The organism is Mucilaginibacter gynuensis (assembly GCF_039541195.1).
GTDB classification, from domain to species: Bacteria; Bacteroidota; Bacteroidia; order Sphingobacteriales; family Sphingobacteriaceae; genus Mucilaginibacter; species Mucilaginibacter gynuensis.
Window position 1 is genome coordinate 572,522 of the sequence record NZ_BAABFT010000001.1, and the last position, 25,645, is coordinate 598,166.

A 25,645-nucleotide genomic window follows, 5' to 3' on the forward strand; every position below is an offset into this window, starting at 1 on the left:
CGCACAATTTTCTTAAGTAACATAATGAAACTACATATCAGAAAAACCGGTTATATTTTGAGCGTGATCGCCCTGTTGGGTGTGGCCAGCTCTTGTACCAAACTGGATGAAACAATATACAGCGATTTGTATAAAGACAATTTTTATAAAAGTAAAACCGAAGTAATGCAGGCCGCCTTGCGCCCCATGACGCACCTGCAATCGTGGATTGCCCCTATCCGGGGCGATGGTTATTATTACCACGCCGAGCTATCATCAGATCAGCTGGCCTGGCCGCAAAAAGGCCGTCACGCTTATGATAACGGTGACCACATCAGGCAGCATTACCACACCTGGACAGATAATGAAGGCCGTATGCGTAACGCATGGGCAGGTATGTGGACCGGCGTAGGCTATTGCAACGCTGCTATTACCGATATTGAAAAACTGAACTATCAATCGATAGGCATGACCGAGGCAGAGGTAAAAACCGTATTAGCCGAACTGCACGTATTAAGGGCTTTCCACTACATGAAGCTGGTTGATCTTTGGGGTAATATACCAATTGTAACCAAAGTGGCTGATCCGCTGAACCCGCCTACCGCGCCGCGTAAAGAGGTGTTCGCGTTTATTAAAAGTGAACTGGAAACTTTTGTACCGCAATTGCAGCCTTATGCCGAGCCATTGATAGGCCGTATTGGGCAAACAGCTGGTTACGCTATGCTAGCCGACCTGTACCTTAATGCCGAAAAATGGGCAGGTACACCAATGTGGGACGAGTGTATTGCCGCATGCGATAAAATTATGGGCGGTACAGCCGGTGGTTTGGGCGGCGCGCCAAAACTGGCACCTAACCTGTTGCAAACATTTGCCAACACCAACCGCACCGCTCCTGAGGCATTATTTCAATACGCTTACAGTTTAAAAGGTGGCTTCGTGTGGGATTGGATTATCCTGATGGGTTTCGCTAACATGAGTCCCGCTCTTGATGTGGGTTATGTTGGTAACAACGCCTACGTGGTAACCCCGCCTGCATTTAACGCTTATGCCGAAAATGACCTGCGTAAAAAAGAATGGTTCCTGTTCGGTCCGCAATATAAATACGGCACTACCGAACCTATTTTAGGTACCGAAGAATATAATAACAAGCCTTTCATTTACGTAAACACTATCAGACGTGAAAGCGAAGGCGACCTTACCAGCGAAGGCGGCATGACCAAAGGTGAAGAGAACAGCGGCGCCCGTTTCAACAAATACAAAACCGGCCGCTTAAATGATCCTAACTATCGCGAAAATAACTTTATGATCTACCGGTTAACCGAGATCTATTTTGATAAAGCCGAAGCCATTATGCGCAAAAACGGTGGCCAGGCAACTGCCGAAGCCGTAGCCTTAATAAATGAAAGCCGCAAAAGGGCCTTTACCGATGCAGACTGGACTAACGCCGCTTACACTACCAGCACCCTTACTATGGACGAATTACTGGCCGAACGTGGCCGCGAGTTTATATTTGAAGGTAAACGCCGTACCGATATTATCCGTTTCGGAAAATTTATCAAAGGCACCTGGTGGGATCATACTGCCACTAACGACCCGAATAAGGAAATTTATCCTATACCGTCGACTCAGTTGGCCAACAACCCAAATCTTAAACAAAACCCGGGTTATTAATTAACCGGAAAATTAACGAAAGCCGCCTGTCGTAATTGATCAGGCGGCTTTTTTTTTGTTGTTATATTTTCAGTTTAATCGCCGGATTGAACCTTACTGCCCTTATCACCTGCAAGCAAACCGTAATAAAAACTATGGCGACCGAAATGAGTAACGCAATTAAAAACGGACTAACAGAAAGATGCACCCTGTAAGCAAAGGTTGCCAGCCATTTATTAGCGATAAGTAAAGATACAGGCCAGGCTATTACGTTAGCAATAAGTACAATGTAAAAGAAAGGCTTGCTCAAGGTGGTCATTAGTTGTTCGCCGGTTGCACCGAATACCTTCCGTATGGCTACTTCCTTCATCCGCACACGAATGGAATGCGCCGCCGAAGCGAAAAAGCCTAACGAAGCAATGAAGATGGCCAATATTGAAAAACAGGTAAGTACCGATTGCAATTGCTCCTGCTTTACAAAAAGCTGCCCGTATAATTCATCCAAAAAATGATAATTGAAGTTATCGCCGTCGAGTTTGTTAATATCACTCCATTGGCTGTTCAGGTTTTTCAGCATCGCGGGTATCGTATTGTTTTCGGCGCTTATCATTATTTGTGTTTCTGATACTGCCCCCTTATCATTCATTACATAAATGGTTGGCTGTATATTTTCTTCAAAGCCATAAGCCTTTACATCTTTAATTACCCCGATAATCCGGTAATCGCCGTTACGGCCTTTTACCATTTTACCAAGCGGCTGCTCCAATCCCATTACCTTGGCGGCGGCTTCATTAATTACAGCATTAACAGAATCTGCCGGGAAAGTAGCCGAAAAAACATGGCCTTCTTTTACACCAATATTCAGCGTTTCAAAATACTCATAATCAACACCAATGGTATTCATAGCAAGTGCCTTGCTCTGTACAACATAATCAAACGATGCAGGGACTATCCCTCCCGGTACATTGGAAGCAACGGTAACATTCTTTACACCCGGTATAGCTTTTATGCGGTTACGTACAGATTCGAACTTTTTAGGGTCGTTAAACAACGCGAGATTATCAATGTACACAACCTGCTTGGCCGTAAAACCTGTATCCTCGGTTTTCATATACTTAACCTGGCGATTAATAACAATCAGCGTTATAATAAAAACAATGGCGAATGTGAACTGAAGCACCGTTATGGCGCTGCGCATCCAGGAAAGCTTGCCGCCATTGGTAAGCTGGTTTCCACGTAACACATCGGCAGGTTTAAAACCCGCCATAATCATGGCCGGGTAAATACCGGCGAGCATTGTAAGCACTATTAGGGTAACCAATAGTTGGGCTATTACCGTGTAATTAATGCCCGATAGCAGCAGGTTTACAGCCAGCAACTCATTAAAGTAAGGCAAGCCAATGATAACTATGCCGAAAGCGACTGCCAGGGCGATAATGCACTGGATAAATATTTCTAACAAAAACTGAATCGCTATTTGTCTTTTAATGATTCCGTTAACCTTTTTTATACCCACTTCTTTCGAGCGTTTGTAAGCCTGCGAGATATAAAGGTTAGTGAAATTAACACCGGTTACAATCAATATAACAATGGCCAGTATGATAAGTCCGTTTACAATTTGGTTGTTTACATGCGAGCCATAATGTGGTTTTAGGTGCAGGTTTTTCAAGGGATCCAAATAGATAGCTGCTCCGGGGCGGCTTAATGCTTCGCGGGCTACCTGGCTGGTATCGGCCATGGCGGCGGTTTTGTATATTTTGTCTATCTTTTTTGAAAGCAGTGCAATATCGGTATTAGGCTTTACCAGTAAATACGTTTGATAGATCTGCGTGGCATAGCTTTGATCTTTCCCCTGTGTGATATCCTGCGCGAAACCGATGCAATCATAATTAAGATTGGTATTGCCGGGTACATCTTCGGTTACCCCCGCAACAGGCATCGGCATGCCCGATCTCGACATCATGTTCACCGTTTTATTTTGAATAACCTTATCACCGGGGAAGAGCGCGGCAGCTGTCTTTTTCGACAATAGTACTGTTGGTGTTGGATTATTGGCATCAAGGTTAAACCCCTTAGGTTTCACCCCCAGTATTTTAGCAATGGAATAATCGGCTCCAAGCCATTTTTTGATCATGAACCTTCCCGACGAGGTATAGAACGGGATTTGGAATAAGGCGGTATTGGTTCTGCCTGTTTCCTCAACTTCCGGGCACTGGTTTTTTATTTCCGCCGCCAAAAGCCCCGGTGTATACGGCGATGGCCCGTTTGGCATTTCGCGTTCTACTAAAAAAACACGGTCGGCGTTTTTATTCCATTGGTCGTAACCGGTTTCATTATCAACATACAGCGTAACAAAAACAAACGCGGCCAACCCAAGGGCTAAGCCCGTAATATTTAAAAGATTATACCATTTACCATTCAGAAAAGTACGCAGCGCTATCTTGAAGTCAGTTATATTCATGGTATTGTTTAAGTAAGGTTAGCCGGATAAATGCCCGGTCAGTATGTTATCATACATTTTCGACATATTTTATGCCACTAATTAAACTATTAACAATCAAATATTTACAAACAGACTTAGTGTTCGGTTATGAACAGCACGTTCGCTTCTATTACATTTTGCGGGGCGCACTTACTCCTAATTAAAAAGGCACCGTATTTTCGGTGCCTTTTTAATGTTACTGAGCCATATATAACTCAATATATGTAAACTGGGTTAGTAAAGCCCCTCTCCGCTCAATCAAACCTGTCCAGGTTCATTACTTTAGTCCAGGTTGCTACAAAGTCCTTTACAAACTTATCCAGCGCATCGCTGCTTCCGTAAACTTCTGCAACCGCTCTTAGTTCTGAATTGGAGCCCAAAGCGAGATCGGCACGGGTAGCCGTCCATTTTACCTCGCCGGTGATGCGGTCGCTGCCTTCATAAACTTCTTTATCGGCAGATGTAGCTTTCCACGCCGTGCGCATATCTAACAGGTTTACAAAGAAATCGTTACTAAGCACACCCGGATTGGAAGTAAATACGCCATGTTTTGAACCATCATAATTGGTATTCAACACGCGCAGACCGCCTAATAATACGGTTAACTCAGGCGCTGTAAGCGTAAGCAAATGGGCCTTATCTACCAGTAATTCTTCGGTAGATACCGGGAATTTAGATTTGCGGTAATTACGGAAACCATCGGCAGCAGGTTCAAGATAACCGAACGATTCTACATCGGTTTCTTCCTGCGAAGCATCCATCCGGCCCGGTGTAAATGGAACAGTGGTTTCTTGTCCGGCATCTTTAGCGGCCTTTTCAACCGCCGCGCTGCCCGCCAACACGATCAAATCGGCTAATGAAACCTTTTTACCGTCAGCTTGTGCCGCGTTAAACTCTTTCTGAATACCTTCCAACACATCCAGTACTTTTTGTAACTGCGATGGGTTATTTACCTGCCAGTACCTTTGCGGAGCAAGGCGGATACGCGCACCATTGGCGCCACCGCGCTTATCAGTACCACGGAAAGATGAAGCCGAAGCCCATGCCGTAGAAACCAGTTCAGACACGCTTAAGCCCGATTCCAATACTTTTGACTTTAATGCTGCTACATCGCTATCAGTTACAAGCGCGTGATCAACCGCCGGGATAGGATCTTGCCAAAGCAATACTTCCTGCGGAACATCAGGACCGAGGTAACGTGCGCGCGGCCCCATATCGCGGTGCGTTAATTTAAACCATGCACGCGCGAAGGCATCTGCAAAAGCGTCAGGATTTTCGAGAAAACGCCTTGATATTTTTTCGTACGATGGATCAAACCTCAAAGCAAGATCGGTAGTCAACATGGTTGGCAGGTGCTTTTTGGTGCTATCATAAGCATCCGGAATAAAAGCTTCCGCATCCTTAGCCACCCATTGGTGCGCGCCGGCCGGGCTTTTAGTTAACTGCCACTCAAAGCCAAACAGGTTTTCAAAAAAGTTATTGCTCCATTGCGTAGGCGTTTTTGTCCATATCACTTCCAGTCCGCTGGTAATGGTATCGGCACCCTTGCCCGAACCATAGCTGTTACTCCAGCCAAAACCTTGCAGTTCTACATCTGTAGCTTCAGGCTCCTTGCCCACGTGATCGGCCGAAGCCGCGCCATGGGTTTTGCCAAAACTGTGGCCACCGGCTATCAATGCAACTGTTTCTTCATCGTTCATGGCCATACGGCCGAAAGTATCGCGAATATCTTTGGCTGCCGCAACAGGATCTGGGTTACCATCCGGGCCTTCGGGATTTACATAGATCAAGCCCATTTGTACAGCGGCAAGCGGTTTTTCGAGGTTGCGTGAATGAACGTCGCCATCGGCATCATCGTCAGATACCAGTACGCCATGCCCCTCTTTTACACCAGGCGAACCATGCGCGTAACGCAAGTCGCCGCCCAGCCAGGTAGTTTCAGAACCCCAGTATACAGATTCATCCGCTTCCCATACATCTTCGCGGCCACCGGCAAAACCAAAGGTTTTAAAACCCATTGACTCCAACGCAATGTTGCCGGTAAGAATCATCAGATCGGCCCAGGAAATCTTTTTGCCGTATTTTTGTTTGATAGGCCAAAGCAACCTGCGTGCCTTATCCAAACTTACGTTATCGGGCCAGCTATTTAACGGCGCGAAACGCTGCAAGCCTGCACCTGCACCACCACGACCGTCGCCCACGCGGTAAGTGCCCGCGCTATGCCATGCCATACGGATGAACAAGCCACCATAATGCCCAAAATCTGCCGGCCACCAATCCTGCGAGTCGGTCATTAACGCGTGCAGGTCTGCTTTTACCGCTTCCAGATCAAGACTTTTAAATGCTTCGGCATAATTAAAATCGCCATCCATCGGATTGGATAAGGAAGAGTGCTGCCGCAGGATATTCAGCTTTAACTGATTGGGCCACCAGTTGTGGTTACGGGTACCGCCACCGCCTGTGTTATGTTTCATACTGCCGTTATGAAACGGGCATTTACTGATGTCATTCGATTGGTTTTCCATAGTTAGTTATAAGTTTATAAATTGAACACTTATTGTACCTGTTGGTTGTATTACGATATAAAATTATGACATTGATTATAACAATCACAATCATTTAATTCTATACAGAATAGCTAAAATCTATTTATCATATATCAAACCATAAATAATTACTATTACCCAATTAAGTAAGATGATGATCTACGCCGGTAAAAACCTTTCCAGTTCTTTAGCCAGGTGTTGTACATAAGGTTCATTGAGTATATCCCTCCTGCTTTCGTGCTCGCCGGGTATACTTATTGCTTTTATCCCATTAGTAATAAGCGTTTTCCATCCCAAGTGTGGCACCGTGTAAATATCCGGCGATCTGAAAACTACCATTTTACCGTTATAAGTTTTTGGGCGATAGCTACACTGTAATATATAAAGTGAGTTACCGGTATATTTTCGTGCCAGTACATCAGGGGCTTTGTGTTTAGTATTTAAATACAACTTAAATAGCGCACCCGAAACTTTATAGTTTACTACGAATACGGGCCCCATCAATTTACTTTTGGCCTGCACCCAAAATCTTTTAGCTATATAATCGAACTTTCCTTTCCAGTTCAGTTCTTTAATATTATTAAGGTGCCGGGATATTTTATCCAACCGGCTTGGCTGTGGTTTATTTTCATTGGTTACCGAAGCAGGTGCCGGGCGGCGGTAATAAGGTGAAATACCATTAAAGTTTGCCAGCAGCGCTACTTCCTGCCCTTGCTGTTGCAGCTGCTGTGCCATCTCAAAAGTGATCATGGCACCTAAGCAATATCCCGCAAGATAATAAGGCCCTTCGGGCTGTACCTTACGGATCTCCTCAATATAATAGGCCGCTATGGCTTCCATATTGTTAAATGGCAGGTCGGTACCGTCAATACCTTTGGCCTGGATGCCGTAAACAGGCTGATCACTATCTAAATGCAGCGCGAGGTTACCGTAAAACAAAACATGGCCATGCCCGGCGTGTACACAAAACAATGGCGTTTTATTACCATGCGGCTGAATAGGGATCAATGATTTTGAACCGGAAAAGGCTTTTACCGGCTCATCAAGTACTGTAGCCAGCAGATGTATGGTAGGCGCGGTAAATATGGCTGAGAGTGGGAAGTTCCGTCGGAAAGTATCTTTTATCTTTACAAAGATCATGGCAGCAAGCAGCGAATTGCCCCCTATTTCGAAAAAATTATCGTGAATGCCGATCTTACCTGTATTTAATACGCTCTCCCATATTTCGGCTAATTTTATTTCGGTGGAGGTTACCGGGGCGGCAAACTTCCTTGAAAAATCTGCTAAGCCTGCCAGCTGTTTTTTATCGATCTTACCGTGTCTTGTCAACGGCAGGTTTTCCAGTTCTATACCGGTACAGGGCACCATGTAGGCGGGTAGTTTCTGTTTTAAAAATTGTGACAGGTTATCTTTATTATAGGAACTATTAGGGACAATATATTGCACCAGGCAACTATTGCCCTTGCTACAGGGTAAAGCAAGCACCACCGCGTGGCTTACCATACCGCTTTGTAATAAAACACCTTCTATTTCGCCGGGCTCAATACGGTGACCGTCTATTTTTATTTGCTCATCTACCCTACCCAAATACTCAATATTGCCATCGGATAGCCATCTTACCTTATCGCCGGTTTTGTACATCCGGTCGGTTGGCAGATAGGCAAACGGATTGACTATAAACTTTTCGGCAGTAAGATCGGGGCGGTTCAAATAGCCGCGTGCAAGGCCGTTGCCTGCTATGTAGAGCTCACCTGTTATACCAACGGGCACGGGTTGCAGGCTATCATCCAGGATATAGACTTGCGTATTTGAGAATGGCTTGCCTATGGGCACGGTTTGATAATCGGCATTGAGATTTACCCTATGTATGGTTTTCCCGATAGTGACTTCTGTTGGCCCGTAATGATTATAAACAGCGCCGCGGTAGTTTACATTGCGCAGATGATTCAATATGCCCAAAGCAAAGGCTTCGCCACCGAAGATCATTACCTTTTTCGCCAGGGCAATTTTTTGAAGCCCTGCGTAGGAAAGCCATAAGGATGGGACTATCTTGATGCCATCGATCTCATTATCGTTCAAATAAGCGACAACCCGCTCGCTATCCATAATTAAGGACTTTGGTAGCACATGCAGGCATGTTCCCATCGAAAAGCAGGAATGTATTATAGAATGCCCGGCATCGAATACCAGCGGCGAAAACAACGCGAAAGATTTACAGCTTTTCAACCCAGCACTTTCAATAACGCCGTAACAATGGTCAATTAAAGCACGATGCTCAATCATCACTCCTTTGGGCCTGCCTGTAGTACCTGATGTGTAAATAACGTAAGCAAGATCATTTGAATTGACTACAACATCGGTCAGATTGTTTGTTGGGTAACTTTCAAGCTTCAGCTCGTCATCGTCTAACACTAAAAGATCAACTGCTTTAAATTCAGCCAAAGCGGCTTTGCTTTTATGGTTACATAATACCAGTGTGGCATTGGTATCTTCCAGCAGGTAAGCTACCCTGTCGGTTGGGTAATCAGGATCAACAGGTACATATGCCCCACCTGCTTTCAGTATACCCAAAATAGCGACAAACATTTCTATAGAAGGATGCATGCAAAGCGGCACGAATATACCCGGTTTTACGCCTTTTTCTATTAGGTAATGCGCTACCTGATTCGCGCGCCTGTTTAATTCGGCATAGGTTAGGTGCTCATTTTCAAACACAAGCGCTTTAGCTTGCGGGGCTTCGGCGGCTTGCTGTTCAAATAACCAGTGTATACATTTATCAGCAGGGTAATTTACATGCGAAGTATTCCATCCCGATGTCAGCTGCTGAAATTCGGCCTCGCTTAACATTGGCAACGTGGCAATGGCGGCCGACGGGTTTAACGTAGCCGCCTCTAACAGCGCCTCAAAATGTTTGGCAAAACGCTGTATAGTTTCGGCTTCAAACAATTCCGAATTATAAGTTAAGGTGATATTAACCTGGTTGCCGGTGTCTTCTACATACAAGGCCAGGTCTATCCCGTGCCGGGCATTTTCCGGAATGCTTACATTGGCTGTCCAGTCTTCAATTTCCTTGCTGCCAATCAGTGTATTTCTGTACGAGTATATAAGGTTATATAAACTCCCCTGCATGCTTTCGGCCTGGTTACCTAAAGCCTCCTGTAACAACTCGTAAGATACATCAGGGTGGCGGGCGTATTCAGAAGTTACCTCGTTAACCTTTGTAAGCAGTTCAATAAAATTAATATCATCCTGAAATTGAATATGAAAAACTTTTGTGTTATGATGGGTATCGTTAATATCCCCTTCTTCATCAACCCGGTACTCAATGGCCGGTAAACCAATAAGCATTTCGGTTTGGCCGGTATACCTGTATAAAAGAACATTATAAACCGTTAATAGGGTTGAATAAGTATTAGTGCCCAAACGCTCGTTCATTTGCCTGAGCGTTTCGCTAAGCGGGTAGCTTATTACAAAAGAAACGTGTGCCGTTTTACTCGCTCCAACTGAGGATCGCGGAAAATCAACAGGCATGGTTATTCTCGGTATGCCCGAAATTAACTGGCGTTTCCAAAACTGTACGGCATCTTCAGCGAGATCCATTGTTTCCTCGTGTTCGGCATCGTGTTTTATGTCGAAATTTTGTGATAAGCCGTCCAAATTCGGGGCTACAGAAAAGGCATTAATATCCTGGTCAAGTTTGTTTAGGTTCATACGATAGGATTTAAAATTGGTTTATAACTTACTGACAGACAGTAGAAATAAATTTACATAAAACCTTTTCAACATAGTAGAGCTATTATGTTTATTTGATAAAAATTTTTCCACATTTTTTATAGGTTGTTAATATGTTTTGGGGCTTCAAACAATGGCTGCGCAAACAAAATCAGTAAATACCGGTTTTAGCTTCACCATTTTGCTCAATAAACGACCTGCCGGAAATAAAAACACATAAGGCGGCGTTAAAGTTGATATCATGACCCGGGAAAATCATCATTATACACGGCCATTTATTAAAGGAAAGATCATCATTATATTTTTGCTGGCCTGCTTCGCGCTGTTAACGGCGTGGGGTATCAGCAAAATCGCCTTTCAACAAATGATGGTAGCCGTTGATAATATATCTGAACCTAATAACAGGCTGCGTTTGGTGAATGAGCTATCGGTAAAAATAGGCCAACTCGATCAAACTCAAAAAGCACGGCTGGCCAGCAACAAGCACAATACGGGAGGTTTTTTCAGCGAAACCAAACGCATAAACCGCCTGATTGATACCTTACAAAGCCAGTATACTCATAAGGATGGGCAATCGGCACGGCTTAACAAGCTGAAAAAGCTCCTATCCGAACGCGACAGGCTTTTTGTGCGTTACATAAAGGTGCGTGAAACCATGATGAACGACCGGCTTTTTACAGCACAGGTGCAATCATTAAACGACCTGCTCGATCAGAATGCTTTGCAGGCCGATAGCGGGGTTATCAGTACCGAAAAGAAAACATCAACCACCATACTTACCCCCGAGGGCGAAGCACAGAAAGATACCCGCAGTTTCTTTGGTAAACTATTTGGAAAGAAGAAACCAGAGGAGGCAAAAACCTACAAGGTTGTTGAGCAGGAACTGAATATTGAGCGCGATACCACCGCCCAGGCCATTAAGGATAGTATTTTGCAAAGCATGGGTAATGCCGTAGAGCAGCTCGAAAAAATGCAGCGTAAAAAGAGCGCGCAATTTATTAACCGCGAAAATATCCTGATCAATGCTAACAATGAGCTCATCAGCCAGATACAGTCTATCCTAAAACAGGTAGAACACGAAGTAATTGCGCAAACTACCTACAACAACAAGCAGGCACAAGCCATTGTAACCGGCAGCATAAAAAAAACGGGCTTTATTACGCTGGGCTTTGTGGTGCTTACCGTAATTTTATTGTACCTCATATTAACTGATATTACACGAAGCACCCGTTACCGTAAAGAACTGGAAGAAGCGCGCGACGAAGCCGAATACCATAGCCGCGCCAAGCAGCGTTTCCTGTCGAACATGAGCCATGAGATCCGCACTCCCCTGCAATCAATATTTGGTTATGCCGAACTGGCCCGCTTGCAGCAGCAAAGCAACAAGCATCATATTGAGGCCATCTACCAATCGTCGAAACACTTAATGCAGATAGTGAATGAGGTGCTGGATTATAATCGTATCATATCGGGCAAGTTTACTTACACCAACAAGGTATTTGATATGCGCGGGTTACTGCAAGAGGTAGAATCAGTAATGAAACTGCCTGCCGAAAATAAATCGCTTAAGTTCACCGGTAATTATCACCTGCCTACTAACAGCCTTGTTAACGGCGACCCGTTCAGGTTAAAGCAGGTGCTGTATAACTTGTTGGGGAATGCCATCAAATTCACCGAGGAAGGTGAGGTATTGTTTACGGTATCTTATGTGCAGAACGGCGATGGCTTGCATTATACCTTCCGGGTAAAGGATACAGGTGTTGGCCTTTCGGCAAATGATATCGACCGTATATTCAACGAATTTGAACAAGCCGAAACTCCCGGCCAGCGGCAGGATAAAGGTACCGGCCTTGGCCTTGCCATTTGTAAAGAGCTGGTTGAATTGCAAGGCGGTAGTATTAATGTAGAAAGCTCACCGGGTAAAGGCTCGGAATTTATTGTTCTGCTTACTTTTACACGCGCTAGTGAGGCAATTAGCAAAACAGGGACATCTGCTAATCCACAGCTTAAAACAACAAAACCTGCAAAAGTTTGGGTGGTAGATGATGATCATTTGATACTCGATCTGTGCGAATTACTGTTAGAAAAGAACGGGATACCGCATAAATGTTTTAACTCGTCGACCGATTTATTAAGTGCGCCATGGGATGATGAGGTACGTGTTATTTTTGCCGACATACGCATGCCGGGGATAGATGGCAAGGAACTTTGTGCAGCCCTAAAAAAGAAAGTACCTGCCGATACTAAAATATACGCGCTTACCGCGCAGGCTTTACCACAGGAACAAACAGCAATATTATCAGCCGGATTTGATGGTATACTTACCAAGCCTTTTTCTGAACATGATATTTTACAGTTGTTGGGGATCAATACCACACATACCGATGCCGGTAAAGCAGCATCGTCAAACCCCGGCCTGGATATGACCATGCTTAAAAGGATGACCTTTAATGATGAAAAGCAGCTGGCCAATATCCTGCATCGCTTTACGGCTGATACCCGCAGCGATATTGCAGAGCTGGAAGACGCGTTGGCAAGTGAAACTGATACCGAAAAAATAGCTTTACTGGTACACCGAATGGCTGGCCGCACCGGGCAAATTGGCGCCCGTGATCTATCGGTAGCGTTAAGGCGGGTTGAGCAGCTGCTGATGGATGATGCTTTATCGGCAAGTGCCGGTGTGCAATTGCAGGCGCTCCTATCTGAAATGCAGGATCTGATTGATTATATTGATACAGCCTACCCGGCAACAATGGAAGTTTAATCGTCTTTTAAACCGTAGCGCTCCATTTTACTATACAGCGTTTTACGATCAATATTCAACATTTTTGCCGCTTTTGATTTATTGAACTTAACCTTTTGCAGCGTTTCCTGTATCAGGGTTCGCTCATTGGCTTCGTTCACTGCTTTCAGGTCGGTATCATTTGCTTTTGCCTGTTGATGGGTAAACAATAGCATCTCATCAGGTAAAGATTCAATACCAGCATCGGTTCCCGGGGTTAAAAGCACCATACGGCGTATCACATTTTTTAATTCGCGCAGGTTACCCGGCCAGTCGTAATTATGCAGCAGGTCGCTGGCTTCGGCAGATAGCGTTTGTACATTGCGGTCGAGTTCCTTATTGGCACGCTTAATAAAGTGACTCATAAAGAGCGTTAAGTCGCTGCCGCGCTGGCGCAGGGCCGGCATATTTATTTTAAACTCGTTAATGCGGTGATAAAGATCCTGCCTGAAATCGCCGTTGCTTACGCTATTGATCAGGTCTTCATTAGTAGCCGATATCAACCTGATATTGGTATTCAGTTGCTTGGTACTGCCAAGCGGCTGTATCACGTGTTCCTGCAAGGCACGCAGCAATTTCACCTGTACTTCGTAGCTTAAGTTTCCTATCTCATCTAAAAATAAAGTACCACCTTCGGCTGCTTCAAACAGTCCTTTTTTATCGGTAATAGCCCCGGTAAAAGCGCCCTTTACATGGCCGAACAATTCGCTGGCCGCAAGGTCTTTAGATAACGCGCCGCAATCAACCGCTATAAAAGGTTTGCCTGCCCGTTTGCTTTGCAGGTGTATAAATTTGGCGGCATGCTCTTTACCTGTGCCGCTTTCGCCCTGTATCACCACCGCCATTTCTGTTGGGGCAACCAGGTCAATATAATCGTACAGTTTTTTGGCTTCGTCGCTGGTACCGCGTATAAAATCGCCTGTTGCCGTTTCTTCTTCGGTACCGGTTTCATCTTCACCTTTTAGGGCGCTTTTGATCACCATTAGCAATTCATCGGGGTTAACAGGCTTGGTGATATAATCAAACGCGCCCGAACGCATGGCCTTTACGGCGGTGCGTACATCGTTAAAACTCGTCATTACAATGGCGGGCGCATGAATATCCTGTTTACGGGCATTCAGCAAGAGATCCAGGCCGTTACCATCAGGTAAACGGTAATCGAGCAGGAAGAGATCATAGGTGTGTTTACTTAGTAAAGCTGTAGCATTTTTTACGGTATTGGTATCATCAACCTCATAGCCGTATTTGCTTAAAAACCCCTGAAGGAGTTGAGAGAAAGTGGAATCGTCTTCAACAAGTAGTATTTTAGCCATAACAAGTAACGGCAAAAATAGCGAAAGCCGGGTAAAAAACCCGGCTTTCTTGCTTATTATTGAAACGCTGGTTGTTTATTTAACCGGTCTGCCATCTTTATCTAAACGAACAAATCTTGCATCGGTACCTTTTTTAAGGTTAACCAGGTAGAATTCGCCGGCAGATGTTTTTACCAAAGAAGCATCGGTTGGAGTCCACTCGCTTACCGGGGCACTTTTTAAAGTTTTGGTAACTGCTTCAGGCAAATCAGTTAATTTAACCTCTGTTTTAGATACTTCCTGTGCAGTAGCTACTGATTCGGTAGTAGTGGCAGGCGCAGTAGTTGTAGTAGCCGGTGCTGTTGTAGCAGGCGCAGTGGTCGACTGATCTGTTGTTGCCGGAGTACCTGGTGTGGTAGCCGGTGAAGTAGTTGTACCTGGTGCAGGAGTGGTAGTTGCAGGGGTCGTGGTAGAAGGTGTAGTTTGTGCTTTAACAATTGAAACGCTTCCTAATGCAGCTACAAATGCTGCTGATAAAATGATCTTTTTCATATTAGATGTATATATTATTATTTGTTATTTGATACAGTATAATACACAACCATGCCAAATGGGCCACAACATGCCAAACACTGATAATCAACCAATTAAAAAATAAGCGCTAATTAAAAAATGGGGAGTATGGCAACAATGTGTTGCCATACTCCCCATTTTTAGCTTTTATAGTAAAAATTCGGAGTGTACAATAAGCAGCCCGTTGCTGTTAAAGAATAGCATCCTCCAAATTCCCTACAGAATTGACCCCGAATTTGGCCTGTAAAAAGATTGTGTATGATGTCAGCAGATATTATTCAGGATGTATCCTTCTTTGTCAATGGTCTTTTTGACAGGGCCTTGCCAAAGGAACTTACCTTCCATCAAAAAAGACATACTGAAGAGGTGGTTGAGCAGGTGCTTTTTATTGGCGAACAAAGTATCATTCTTGAGGAGCAATTGCAGATGCTGGAGATTGCCGCGTGGTTTCATGACAGCGGTTATTGTTATACCTATATAAACCACGAAGTAAAAAGTATTGATATAGCAGTTGATTTTTTAAAAACACGAGACTGCCCTGCCGATTACATTCAAAAAATAGAATACCTCATTACAGCTACCCGTTTACCACAAAATCCGTTCTCGCGGGTAGAAGAAATTATTTGTGATGCCGATATGGCCCACCTCGCCAGCGATAATTACCCTGCCTATAGCGAGAGGTTACGCAAAGAGTGGGCAATATACCTCAACAAAACATATACCGACGAGGAATGGGATAAACTGAATATCGATTTTCTAACTAAACACCATTATTTTAGCAAGTATGGTCAACAGGTTCTTGAACCATTAAAGCAAAAACAATTGCGCAAAATCAAAAGCAAATGGGAGCAATAAAAACCTTTCATCCACCATATAAAAAATATTAGATAGCTTAGATGAAACTTAACCGATCAACGATGAAATGGCTCCCCGTTTTGTTACTCTTTATACTTAGCAACAGCCAATTGCGCGCCCAAACCAAAACGCTTGATTATTATCTGGAGCAAGCGGTAAGCAACAGTCCGCTTTTAAAAGACCTTAATAACCAGGTGGCAAGCAGTAAATTGGATAGCCTGGGTTTACGTGCCAGCTACCGTCCGCAGGTAAATTTAAACACTGCTGGTTACTATGCCCCTGTAATAAAAGGCTATGGCTATGCCGAGGCCATCACCAACAAGCAAACATTTAATGCTTTGCTGGGTGTAAATAAGCAATTGGTGAGCAAGGGCTACATGAACGCGCAAGTAATGGCCATTACCTTACAGCGCGATTCGCTGATCAATGCCGGTAAACTAAGCGCGCAGGATTTAAAACGTACCATTATAGGCCAGTACATTACCGCTTACGGCAGCCTGCAACAGGTTAAGTTCAACATTGAGATTGTCAAACTTTTATCCGGTGAGGAATCGCTGCTTAAGAAACTTACCCGTAGCAATGTATATAAGCAAAGCGAATACCTGGCTTTTTTGGTTACTTTAAAACAACAACAATTACAACTATTACAGGCGCAGTTGCAGTACAAAAATGATTTTGCCACACTTAATTATATTGCCGGTATTGCAGATACTTCGGCGGTTGAACTAAGCGATCCATCCTTACAAAGAGCGACTTCGGCACAAGTGCATAACAGCATCTTTTTTAAGCAATACCAGTTGGACAGCTTGCGGCTTGCTACAAGCCACAGTCTGGTTAACTACAGCTACCGGCCGCAGGCAAACATATTTGCCGATGGCGGTTACAATTCCGATTTTTTGGTACAGCCGTATAAAAACTTTGGCGCCAGTGTTGGCTTTACCATTACTATGCCTATTTATGATGGCGGCCAGCGCAAACTGCAATACAAAAGGATAAAGCTGGAAGAAGAAACAAGGCAAACTTATAAAGCATTTTTTAATACCCAATACCGCCAGCAGATCAATCAACTGAACCAGCAGATCAGTGAAACCGAAAAACTGATCGGCGAAATAAACGCGCAAACAAAATATTCGGAAAGCCTGATAAAGGTTGATACCCAACTACTGCAAACCGGCGATGTTAAAATTGCCGATCTGATATTGGCCATTAATAACTATTACTCGGTAAAAAACCTGCTTACGCAAACAAGCGTTAGCCGCCTTCAACTCATCAATCAGCTAAACTACTGGAACAAATAGTATGAAACTAAACCTACGCGCAAAGGCGCACATTAGCCGCATTGGTTTTTTTATATTGGCTGCACTGTTGTTTTCGGCCTGCCAAAGCACGCCCCCTGCTGATGCCACCGCCGAAACGGAAACCGAAACACCGGTAAAAGTTACCTCAGTAGATAACAGCTCGCTTACCGATTACATCGACCTGAATGCTACCGCCACTTTCTTACAAAAAAGTTATGTTAAAGCCACTGCTATAGGTTACCTGCAAAAAGTGAACATTCAGCCGGGGCAATACGTAGGGCAAGGCCAGTTGCTGTTTGTTATTAAAACCAAGGAGGCGCAAAGCATCGGCAATACCATCAACGTGCTCGATACTACTTTTAAATTCTCGGGAGTAAGCCGCATCCGCGCGGCCGAGCATGGCTATATTACCCAGCTAAACCACCAAACCGGCGATTACGTGCAGGACGGCGAGCAACTGGCCGTTATCAGCGACAGGGCGAGCTTCGTTTTTGTAATGCAGCTGCCTTACGAGTACCGCAATTATTTAGCCATAAGCCAGGATGTGGCATTAACCCTGCCCGGCGGCGAACAGGTTACAGGCAAGGTAAGTTCATTTATGCCCGCTGTAGACAGCCTTTCGCAAACACAGGGTGTAGTGATAAGAACTACCGGCAGCAAAATAATACCCGAAAACCTGGTTGCCAGGGCTCGCATTGTAAAAACTAATAAAACCAATGCGGCTTCACTGCCCAAAAGCGCGGTACTTGCCAACGAAACCCAAACCGATTTTTGGGTAATGAAACTCATTAACGATACCACCGCTGTAAAAACACCTGTAAAAAAAGGGATTGAAACTACCGACAAAATTGAGATCCTGTCACCGGTTTTTTCGCCGGGCGATAAGATCATCATTACCGGGAATTACGGACTGGCAGATACCGCTAAAGTTAAGATCATTAAATAATGGAGAGATCAGCCAATACACATTTAGAAAAAACGGAGAACTTCTTCATTTTCTATCGTAAACCACTGCTGCTGGTTTTAGCACTATTGATAACGGGCGGTATTTTCGCCTATACCAAACTACAAACCTCGCTTTTCCCCGAGATCACTTTCCCTAAGATCAAGATCATTGCCGATGCAGGGCTGCAACCGGTAAATACCATGATGATCACCGTTACCAAGCCTCTGGAAAACGCGGTAAAACAAGTGCCCAACCTGCAACTGGTACGCAGCACAACCAGCCGGGGCAGTGCCGAAATTTCGGCATATATGGATTGGAATGCGGATATAGACCTGAGCAAACAGCAAATAGAATCGCAGATAGCCAAAATACAGAACACGCTGCCTCCCGACGTTAACGTATCGGTAGAGAAAATGAACCCCTCTATACTGCCTGTAAGCGGTTATACATTAGAAAGCCACGAACGCTCCCCTATTGAGCTGAAACAACTGGCTACATTTACGGTAAAACCATTCCTGTCGCAAGTGGCAGGAGTTTCCGAGATCAGGGTAATTGGAGGGAAGAATAAAGAATACTGGCTGGTATTGAAACAGGATAAGATGACCGCGCTCTCGCTTACGCCCGATATGATCAGCGCGGCGCTATCGCAAACCAATTTCATCAAATCTGAAGGTTACCTTGCCGATTACAAGATGCTGTACCTTACCGTAACCGATGCTACGGTAAGCGCGAAAGATCAGCTGGAAAATATGGTGATCAGCAATAACAGCAAGAGGGTAATTCAGTTAAAAGATATTGCCACCATACAGGTGAGCGAAGGTATTGAGTACACCAAGATAAACGCCAATGGGCACGATGGGGTATTGATAGCCGTAATCAAACAGCCTAATGCCAACCTCATTTCCCTATCAACAGATATGGCGGCCAAGGTAAGTGCCCTGCAAAAAATACTCCCTAAAGATGTTACCATTAAACCATATTATGTTCAGGCCGATTTTGTAAACGATTCGGTTAAAAGCGTTACCGACAGCGTTTGGATAGGTTTGCTGCTGGCCATTGTGGTGGCTATCATATTCCTGCGGTCGTTAAAAGCGAGTGCTACCATCCTCATTACTATCCCTGTAACCCTTGGACTAACCCTGATAGTGTTGTATGTAATAGGCTATACCTTTAACATCATGACGCTTGGTGCCATAGCCGCCGCTATCGGACTCATTATTGATGATGCCATCGTGGTGGTAGAGCAAATCCATCGTACCCACGAAGAGCACCCCGAGCAGCCTACCAGCAGGCTGTTAAAAAAGGCCATCGATTATTTGTTCCCGGCTATGCTGGGTTCATCGGTAAGTACTATCGTTATCTTTCTGCCCTTTTTGCTGATGACGGGCGTGGCGGGCGCTTACTTTAAGGTGATGACCAATACCATGATCATTACCCTCGTATGTTCATTTTTTGTTACCTGGATAGGTTTACCGGTTATTTATTTGTTGCTTACGCGTAACCAGTTGGGGCATTCATCAACCAAAAAAGAAGAAGTACACGAGGTAAAAAGGCAAGGCTGGGTATCATTCTTCATTATGAGGCCAATATTGAGCATTCTTATTATAGCAGGCTTGGTAGCGGTGATCGTGCTGGTGCCATCCAACTTACAAACCGGTTTCCTGCCGGATATGGACGAACGCAGTATCGTATTGGATTATACTTCGCCGCCGGGCACCTCGCTCGAAGAAACCGACCGCATGCTGCGCGAGGCGGAAAAGATCATCATCAAACACCCCGATGTGGCGGCATATTCGCGCCGTACAGGTACGCAAATGGGATTTTTTATTACCGAACCCAATACCGGCGATTATCTGATACAGCTTAAAAAAGGCCATCAAAAAACAACGGAAGAAGTAACCAGTGACTTGCGTGCCGAAATTGAGCGCACACAACCTGCTCTTAGGGTTGATTTTGGCCAGGTGATCACCGATATGCTGGGCGACCTCATGAGCTCTACCCAGCCCATCGAGATAAAGGTATTCGGGAATGACCAGCATGTATTGCAAAACCTGTCGAGGCAAATAGCCGAGCAAACAACCGCCGTAAAAGGTACTGCCGATGTATTCGACGGTATTATCATCGCCGGCCCTTCTGTTAACATCGTGCCCGATTATACCAGGCTGGCTCAATATAATATTACCCCTGCCGCGCTGCAATTTCAGGCGCAAACCGCTTTAGATGGCAATATTGTGGGTAACCTGTACGAATCGCAGCAACTATCACCCATCCGCATGGTGTATCCCGGCAACAGATCGTTAAACATCGCGGCCATCAAAAACCTGAATATCTTTTTGGCCAATGGAAAACTGGTGCCTATAAGTCAGCTGGCCACGGTAGATATTAAAGAAGGTGATGCCGAGATAGAACGGCAGGATCTGCAATCAATGGGTGTTATTACCGCCCGGTTGGATAACAGCGATCTGGGTACGGTTATACCTGCCATTCAAAAAAATATAGCAGCCCATGTTAACCTACCTAATGGTTACCATGTTGAATACGGTGGCGCTTATGCCGAGCAGCAACAGTCATTTAAAGAGTTGCTGATCATCCTTGTCACCTCTTGTTTACTGGTATTCGGGGTTATCTTGTTCCTGTTTAAAGAGTTCAGGATTGCGTTTTTGATACTGGTAATGGCGGTTTTGGGTATATCGGGAAGCTTTTTAGCATTGTATTTAACCAACACGCCATTGAACGTGGGCAGTTATACCGGACTAATTATGATAGTAGGTATTATTGGTGAGAATGCCATATTCACCTTCCTGCAATTCAGGGAAAGCGCAAGGGATAAAACTATTGACGAGGCTATCATTTACTCCATATCTACCCGTTTAAGGCCAAAACTAATGACGGCGCTGGGAGCCATTATAGCACTGATGCCGCTTGCCTTGGGTATTGGCGCGGGCGCTCAGTTACACCAGCCATTGGCTATAGCCGTTATCGGGGGCTTCCTGATCGCTTTGCCACTGCTGCTGATCGTGTTGCCGAGTATGATCAGGATCTTTTACAAGCAGGATAAAAATAATGCGCCGGTGATAACAGACTGATAAATCCATAATCTCTACAGAATTATTGATGAATTTTCGCAAAAAAACAACATGAAAAAAAACATCTTATGGTTTGCTATACTGGCTATGTTCAGCCTGGCGCCTGTATGCCTTAAAGCTCAAAATTATGTTCCGCATAGTACCATCGCACTGCCGGGTGACGGCAAATACGATTACCTTTCAATAGACCAGGTTCACCGTAACCTGTTCATTTCACATGGTAACTCGGTAAACATTGTTAATCTTGATACCGAAAAACCGGTGGGTGTTATTGCTGATTTGCAAGGTATACACGGTATAGCTATTGATAATAAAGCGAATAAAGGTTTTATCAGCGACAGCAAAGCCAATGCCGTGGTAGTGTTCGACCTCGTATCTTTTAAAAAGATAAAATCAATACCCCTTACCGGTGCCGAAGGCTGCGATGCCATTATGTATGATAGCTACTCCGATCGAATCTTCACATTTAACGGTGAAACCAGTAATGCCTCGGTAATTAACCCCGTAACTTTAAAACAAGTTGGTACCGTAAAGTTAAGCGGTGCCCCCGAATTTGCGATAGCTGATGGTAAAGGAAAAATATACAACAACCTTGAAGACAAAAGCAGCCTTGACGTGATTGACAGCAAAACACTGAAGGTGATCAAAAATATTCCCTTAGCCCCTTGCGGAGGACCTACAGGTTTGGCGTTAGATGGTAAAAATCAACGCTTATTTACCGTTTGCAGGGAAAACAAAGGCATGAGCGTGCTCAACATCAGTACCGGTAAAGTAATAGCCACCCTGCCTATCGGCGAAGGTGTAGATGCTGTTACTTATGATGCGGCTACACAACTGATCTTTTGCTCAAACGGTGATGGCACAACCACTATTATCAAACAAAAATCGGCAGATGAGTACAGCGTTGTACAAACCCTTAAAACACAGGAAAGGGCTAAAACGATGGCACTTGATGCAAAAACCCATAAAATTTATTTCAGCGTTGCCGAATTTGAAAAGGGTACCCGCAATGTAGTTCCCGGTACTTTTAAGCTAATGATATTTAAACAGCAGAATTAATCTTTTAACATAAACTGGATTTTACAAAAGCGGGCGAACCTATATTTGTTTGCCCGCTTTTGTAAACAATACTTTAAAACAAGTGTAAGTACCTTATATTACCATCTTAATTACTGTTAATGGAACCAACTGCCCGCAAAAAGAAAATATTATTGTATGTGATGATTGGCTTAATTGTTGGCTTTTTGTTGATTACCGCTTTTGTAGTATTACTACCTACTACGTTTATCGATATTAAGTTCTCAGAAGAGATACAGGAACATCGTAATCCGTTACTGGATACTATTATGAAAGCGATAAGCTGGCCCGGCACTGTACCGGCCTCTCCCATTATAGTATTTGTTACGGCATTGCTGTTTTACCTTTTCCGGTATAAAAAAGAGGCTTTGTTTGTGTTATTAACCTTATTATCAGGCTTGCTCAGCACTATTATTAAATGGCTTGTTAACAGGCCACGCCCATCAGATACATTGGTAATTATAATGGGCAAAAGCAGTCAGCAAAGCTTTCCGAGCGGGCACGTGCTTTTTTATGTGATCTTTTTCGGCTTTATCACCGTGTTAATGTTCGAGCTAAAATCTATCGCGAAGCCGTTAAGATTAAGCATAGCCGCCGTATGTATTTTTCTTATCTTTTCTATCCCTGCATCGCGCATATACCTTGGCGCGCATTGGTTTACCGATGTATTGGGTGGCTTTATATTGGGAATACCATGCCTGTATCTACTGGGTTATCAATACATTAAACGAACCCGCGTGTAATTCCCCGGGGTATGTTAAGTTTTCATTTTAATTAGACCAATTATAAACAATGCCATATATTTGCAAGTGTTAACTGTACACTTACTCATATATTTATTTGATGAAACCCCTATTTACAATTTTACTGGCGTTATTGTCAGTCTTCTCCTTCAACTCAAACGCCCAAACAACAACCGGTAATATCTCCGGTAAATTAACCATGGTTGACGGGCAGCCACTGGCATCGGGTGCTGTAACCCTTGTTGAACTGGCCAAAACAACACTAACTGACGAGCAAGGTCAGTATACTTTTAAAAATATAACACCCGGTAACTATACCATCAAAATACAAGTGCTTGGTGCCGCTCAAAAAGATTTGCCGGTTACGGTGATTGCTGGTCAGCAGGCTATTGTTGATTACCAGTTGCCGAAAGAGAACGTTACCTCCTTACAAGAGGTAACCATACCGGGCAACAAAAACAAATTCTTTAAAAAAGAAAGCGTTTACATAGCCAGGCTTCCGTTAAAAAACCTCGAAAACCCACAGGTTTATAACAGCGTATCAAAAGAACTGATACAAGAGCAGGTAGCTTTAGATTTGGGCAGCATCTCTAAAAGTGTTCCCGGTGCCGGTATCCCGATGATTGCTAACCAGGGGCGTGTAACCTTCCGCTCCCGTGGTTTTGAAACCGAGCCCAACGCACGCAATGGTGTTGCAGGTGCCGCGTTCTCTTCCATTGATCCGGTAAATCTGGAGCGTATCGAAGCCATCAAAGGCCCGTCTACTACATTGTTCGGTACAAGTATCTCCAGCAGCTACGGTGGTTTATATAACCGTGTTACCAAAAAACCTTATAATGATTTTGGCGGCGAAGTTGGCTTTAGCGCAGGCAGCTGGAACCTTAACCGCCTTACACTTGATGTAAATACTCCGGTAAATGCCGACAGAACTGCTTTATTCAGGTTAAACGCTGCTAATACGCATCAAAAAACTTTTCAGGATCAGGGTTATACTAACAACCTGACTATAGCACCAAGTTTTTCTTACCAGATAACAGATCGTCTTTCATTATTACTTGATTTTGAATTTGGACAGGAAAAAGGAACATCAGTAGTTCGCTTTAACCCATTCACCGGAAGCGGCTTAACACAATCAATTGTTGATATTGGCTTCCCCTATAACAAAACATTCCTGGGTAACGATTTAACTTACTCAACGCAAATGATGAACATATTTGCGCAAATGAACTATAAAATATCTGAGCATTGGACATCACAAACCGTGGTTTCAAGGGCCCGTTCAACCATTAACGGTTATATAACTGCATTAAACGGACGTGCAAACAGCACCTTGCAACCGCAGATAATAGTAGGTAATACCAACTTTATAGCAACCGATGTTCAACAAAATTTCATTGGTGATTTCAAGATCGGCCAGTTCAGGAATCGCCTGGTTGCCGGTTTAGATTATTACAACAACTATAATGATTTTGACCGCGTTACCGTTAACCTGCCTGCTATCAGTTTCCTTAACCCACCTACCAACTACAGGGTAACCCGTTTCCGTATCGACTCTATTGCTACCAACGGCGGTACTTTACGTAAAGAAAAGAACCGTGATAATACCTACGCCATCTACGTATCGGATGTATTTAACATTACCGATAACTTATTGGCCATGGCAAGTTTACGTGTTGACCGTTACCAGTATCTGGGTGTATACAATGTAAATACCGGCCAAACCGCGGGCGGATTAGGTGCCAATGGTATATCTGCCGGTCCGTACAGCCAAAATACAGTATCACAAAAACTGGGCTTGGTTTACGAAGTGTTTAAAGACCGTTTTTCGGTTTTTGGTAACTATATGGGTGGTTTCTTTAACCGTAGCGGTCAGTCAAAAGACGGTACTCCTTTTAAACCTGAACGCGCTAACCAGTTAGAGTTTGGTGTTAAAGGCGATCTGTTTAACCACATTTTGGCGGGTAGCGTTAGTTACTACGATATACGCGTAAAAGACATTTTAAGAACCGATATAAGTGATACCAATTACTCATTGCAGGATGGTACACGTACCAGCCGTGGTGTTGAGGTTGATCTTACCGCCAACCCATTCACCGGCTTTAACATTTTGGCCGGCTATACCTATAACTACAGCGTTATCACCAATGCTAACGCAGATGTGAATGGCCTTCGCCCGGATGGATCAGGACCTGATAATATGGTAAACTTTTGGTTAAGCTACCGCTTGCCTGCTGGTAACCTTAAAGGTTTGGGCGCGGGCTTTGGTGGTAACTACGGCAGCCAATCGTACCAGTTAAATACGCAAACAACCAAGGTAATTATACCTTCATACACTATGTTTGATGCTACCTTATTTTACGATCAGCCAAAATACCGTGTTAGCTTTAAGGTGAACAACTTAACTAACGAAAAAGCGTGGTCGGTACGTTTAACACCACAAGCGCCGGCTCAATTTATTGGTAGCCTGAGCTTAAAATTCTAAATAGATAAATGGGGCGCAATGCCGGTATCATTAAGTTAAGTGTTTAATCAACTCACCCCGACTACGCTACGCTGGTCGACCCTCTCTGCTTCGCAAAGAGGGTGAAAAAGACCACCTTCTTT

14 protein-coding genes are annotated in these 25,645 nt (G+C 44.2%); 9 read left to right on the forward strand and 5 right to left on the reverse strand.

Going from position 1 to position 25,645, the window contains the following annotated elements:
* Nucleotides 1-24 precede the first annotated feature (24 nt).
* Nucleotides 25-1,650, forward strand: a complete 1,626-nt coding sequence (locus tag ABD894_RS02425; protein ID WP_345209386.1) for a RagB/SusD family nutrient uptake outer membrane protein — start codon at nucleotides 25-27, stop codon at nucleotides 1,648-1,650.
* A 61-nt stretch (nucleotides 1,651-1,711) separates the two neighbouring features.
* Here the strand turns inward: ABD894_RS02425 and ABD894_RS02430 are convergent, their stop codons facing one another.
* From ABD894_RS02430 to ABD894_RS02440, 3 genes are all read right to left on the reverse strand, one after another.
* Nucleotides 1,712-4,090: an ABC transporter permease gene (locus tag ABD894_RS02430; RefSeq protein WP_345209387.1), complete on the reverse strand. Its 2,379-nt coding sequence runs from the start codon at nucleotides 4,088-4,090 to the stop codon at nucleotides 1,712-1,714.
* Between the two features lie 275 nt (nucleotides 4,091-4,365).
* Nucleotides 4,366-6,636, reverse strand: a complete 2,271-nt coding sequence (gene katG, locus ABD894_RS02435; protein WP_345209388.1) for a catalase/peroxidase HPI — start codon at nucleotides 6,634-6,636, stop codon at nucleotides 4,366-4,368.
* Nucleotides 6,637-6,816: 180 nt separating this feature from the next.
* Complete coding sequence (locus ABD894_RS02440; RefSeq protein WP_345209389.1) at nucleotides 6,817-10,368, reverse strand: non-ribosomal peptide synthetase; 3,552 nt, start codon at nucleotides 10,366-10,368, stop codon at nucleotides 6,817-6,819.
* A gap of 262 nt (nucleotides 10,369-10,630) precedes the next feature.
* Between ABD894_RS02440 and ABD894_RS02445 the strand changes: the two genes are divergently transcribed.
* Nucleotides 10,631-13,153, forward strand: a complete 2,523-nt coding sequence (locus ABD894_RS02445) for a hybrid sensor histidine kinase/response regulator (RefSeq protein ID WP_345209390.1) — start codon at nucleotides 10,631-10,633, stop codon at nucleotides 13,151-13,153.
* Here ABD894_RS02445 and ABD894_RS02450 read toward each other — a convergent pair.
* Together ABD894_RS02450 and ABD894_RS02455 are read right to left on the reverse strand one after the other, a co-directional pair.
* Complete coding sequence (locus ABD894_RS02450) at nucleotides 13,150-14,484, reverse strand: sigma-54-dependent transcriptional regulator (protein ID WP_345209391.1); 1,335 nt, start codon at nucleotides 14,482-14,484, stop codon at nucleotides 13,150-13,152. The genes ABD894_RS02445 and ABD894_RS02450 overlap by 4 nt on opposite strands.
* 75 nt (nucleotides 14,485-14,559) lie before the next feature.
* Nucleotides 14,560-15,015, reverse strand: a complete 456-nt coding sequence (locus ABD894_RS02455; RefSeq protein WP_345209392.1) for a hypothetical protein — start codon at nucleotides 15,013-15,015, stop codon at nucleotides 14,560-14,562.
* 279 nt (nucleotides 15,016-15,294) lie between these two features.
* On the opposite strand from ABD894_RS02455, the gene ABD894_RS02460 reads away from it, so the two are divergent.
* From ABD894_RS02460 to ABD894_RS02490, 7 genes are all read left to right on the forward strand, one after another.
* A complete protein-coding gene (locus ABD894_RS02460; protein ID WP_345209393.1) occupies nucleotides 15,295-15,891 on the forward strand; it encodes an HD domain-containing protein in 597 nt (198 codons plus the stop codon).
* Nucleotides 15,892-15,953: 62 nt separating this feature from the next.
* Nucleotides 15,954-17,189, forward strand: a complete 1,236-nt coding sequence (locus ABD894_RS02465; RefSeq protein ID WP_345209394.1) for a TolC family protein — start codon at nucleotides 15,954-15,956, stop codon at nucleotides 17,187-17,189.
* Between the two features lies 1 nt (nucleotide 17,190).
* A complete protein-coding gene (locus tag ABD894_RS02470) occupies nucleotides 17,191-18,135 on the forward strand; it encodes an efflux RND transporter periplasmic adaptor subunit (RefSeq protein WP_345209395.1) in 945 nt (314 codons plus the stop codon).
* Complete coding sequence (locus ABD894_RS02475; RefSeq protein WP_345209396.1) at nucleotides 18,135-21,221, forward strand: efflux RND transporter permease subunit; 3,087 nt, start codon at nucleotides 18,135-18,137, stop codon at nucleotides 21,219-21,221. Before ABD894_RS02470 ends, ABD894_RS02475 begins: the two co-directional genes overlap by 1 nt.
* A 51-nt stretch (nucleotides 21,222-21,272) precedes the next feature.
* The gene (locus ABD894_RS02480; protein WP_345209397.1) at nucleotides 21,273-22,280 is read left to right on the forward strand and encodes a YncE family protein; all 1,008 of its coding nucleotides are present in this window, start codon (nucleotides 21,273-21,275) and stop codon (nucleotides 22,278-22,280) included.
* A gap of 119 nt (nucleotides 22,281-22,399) precedes the next feature.
* The gene (locus ABD894_RS02485) at nucleotides 22,400-23,041 is read left to right on the forward strand and encodes a phosphatase PAP2 family protein (protein WP_345209398.1); all 642 of its coding nucleotides are present in this window, start codon (nucleotides 22,400-22,402) and stop codon (nucleotides 23,039-23,041) included.
* 100 nt (nucleotides 23,042-23,141) lie between these two features.
* Nucleotides 23,142-25,523, forward strand: coding sequence for a TonB-dependent receptor domain-containing protein (locus ABD894_RS02490; protein WP_345209399.1), 2,382 nt, complete (start codon nucleotides 23,142-23,144; stop codon nucleotides 25,521-25,523).
* Nucleotides 25,524-25,645: the final 122 nt, after the last annotated feature.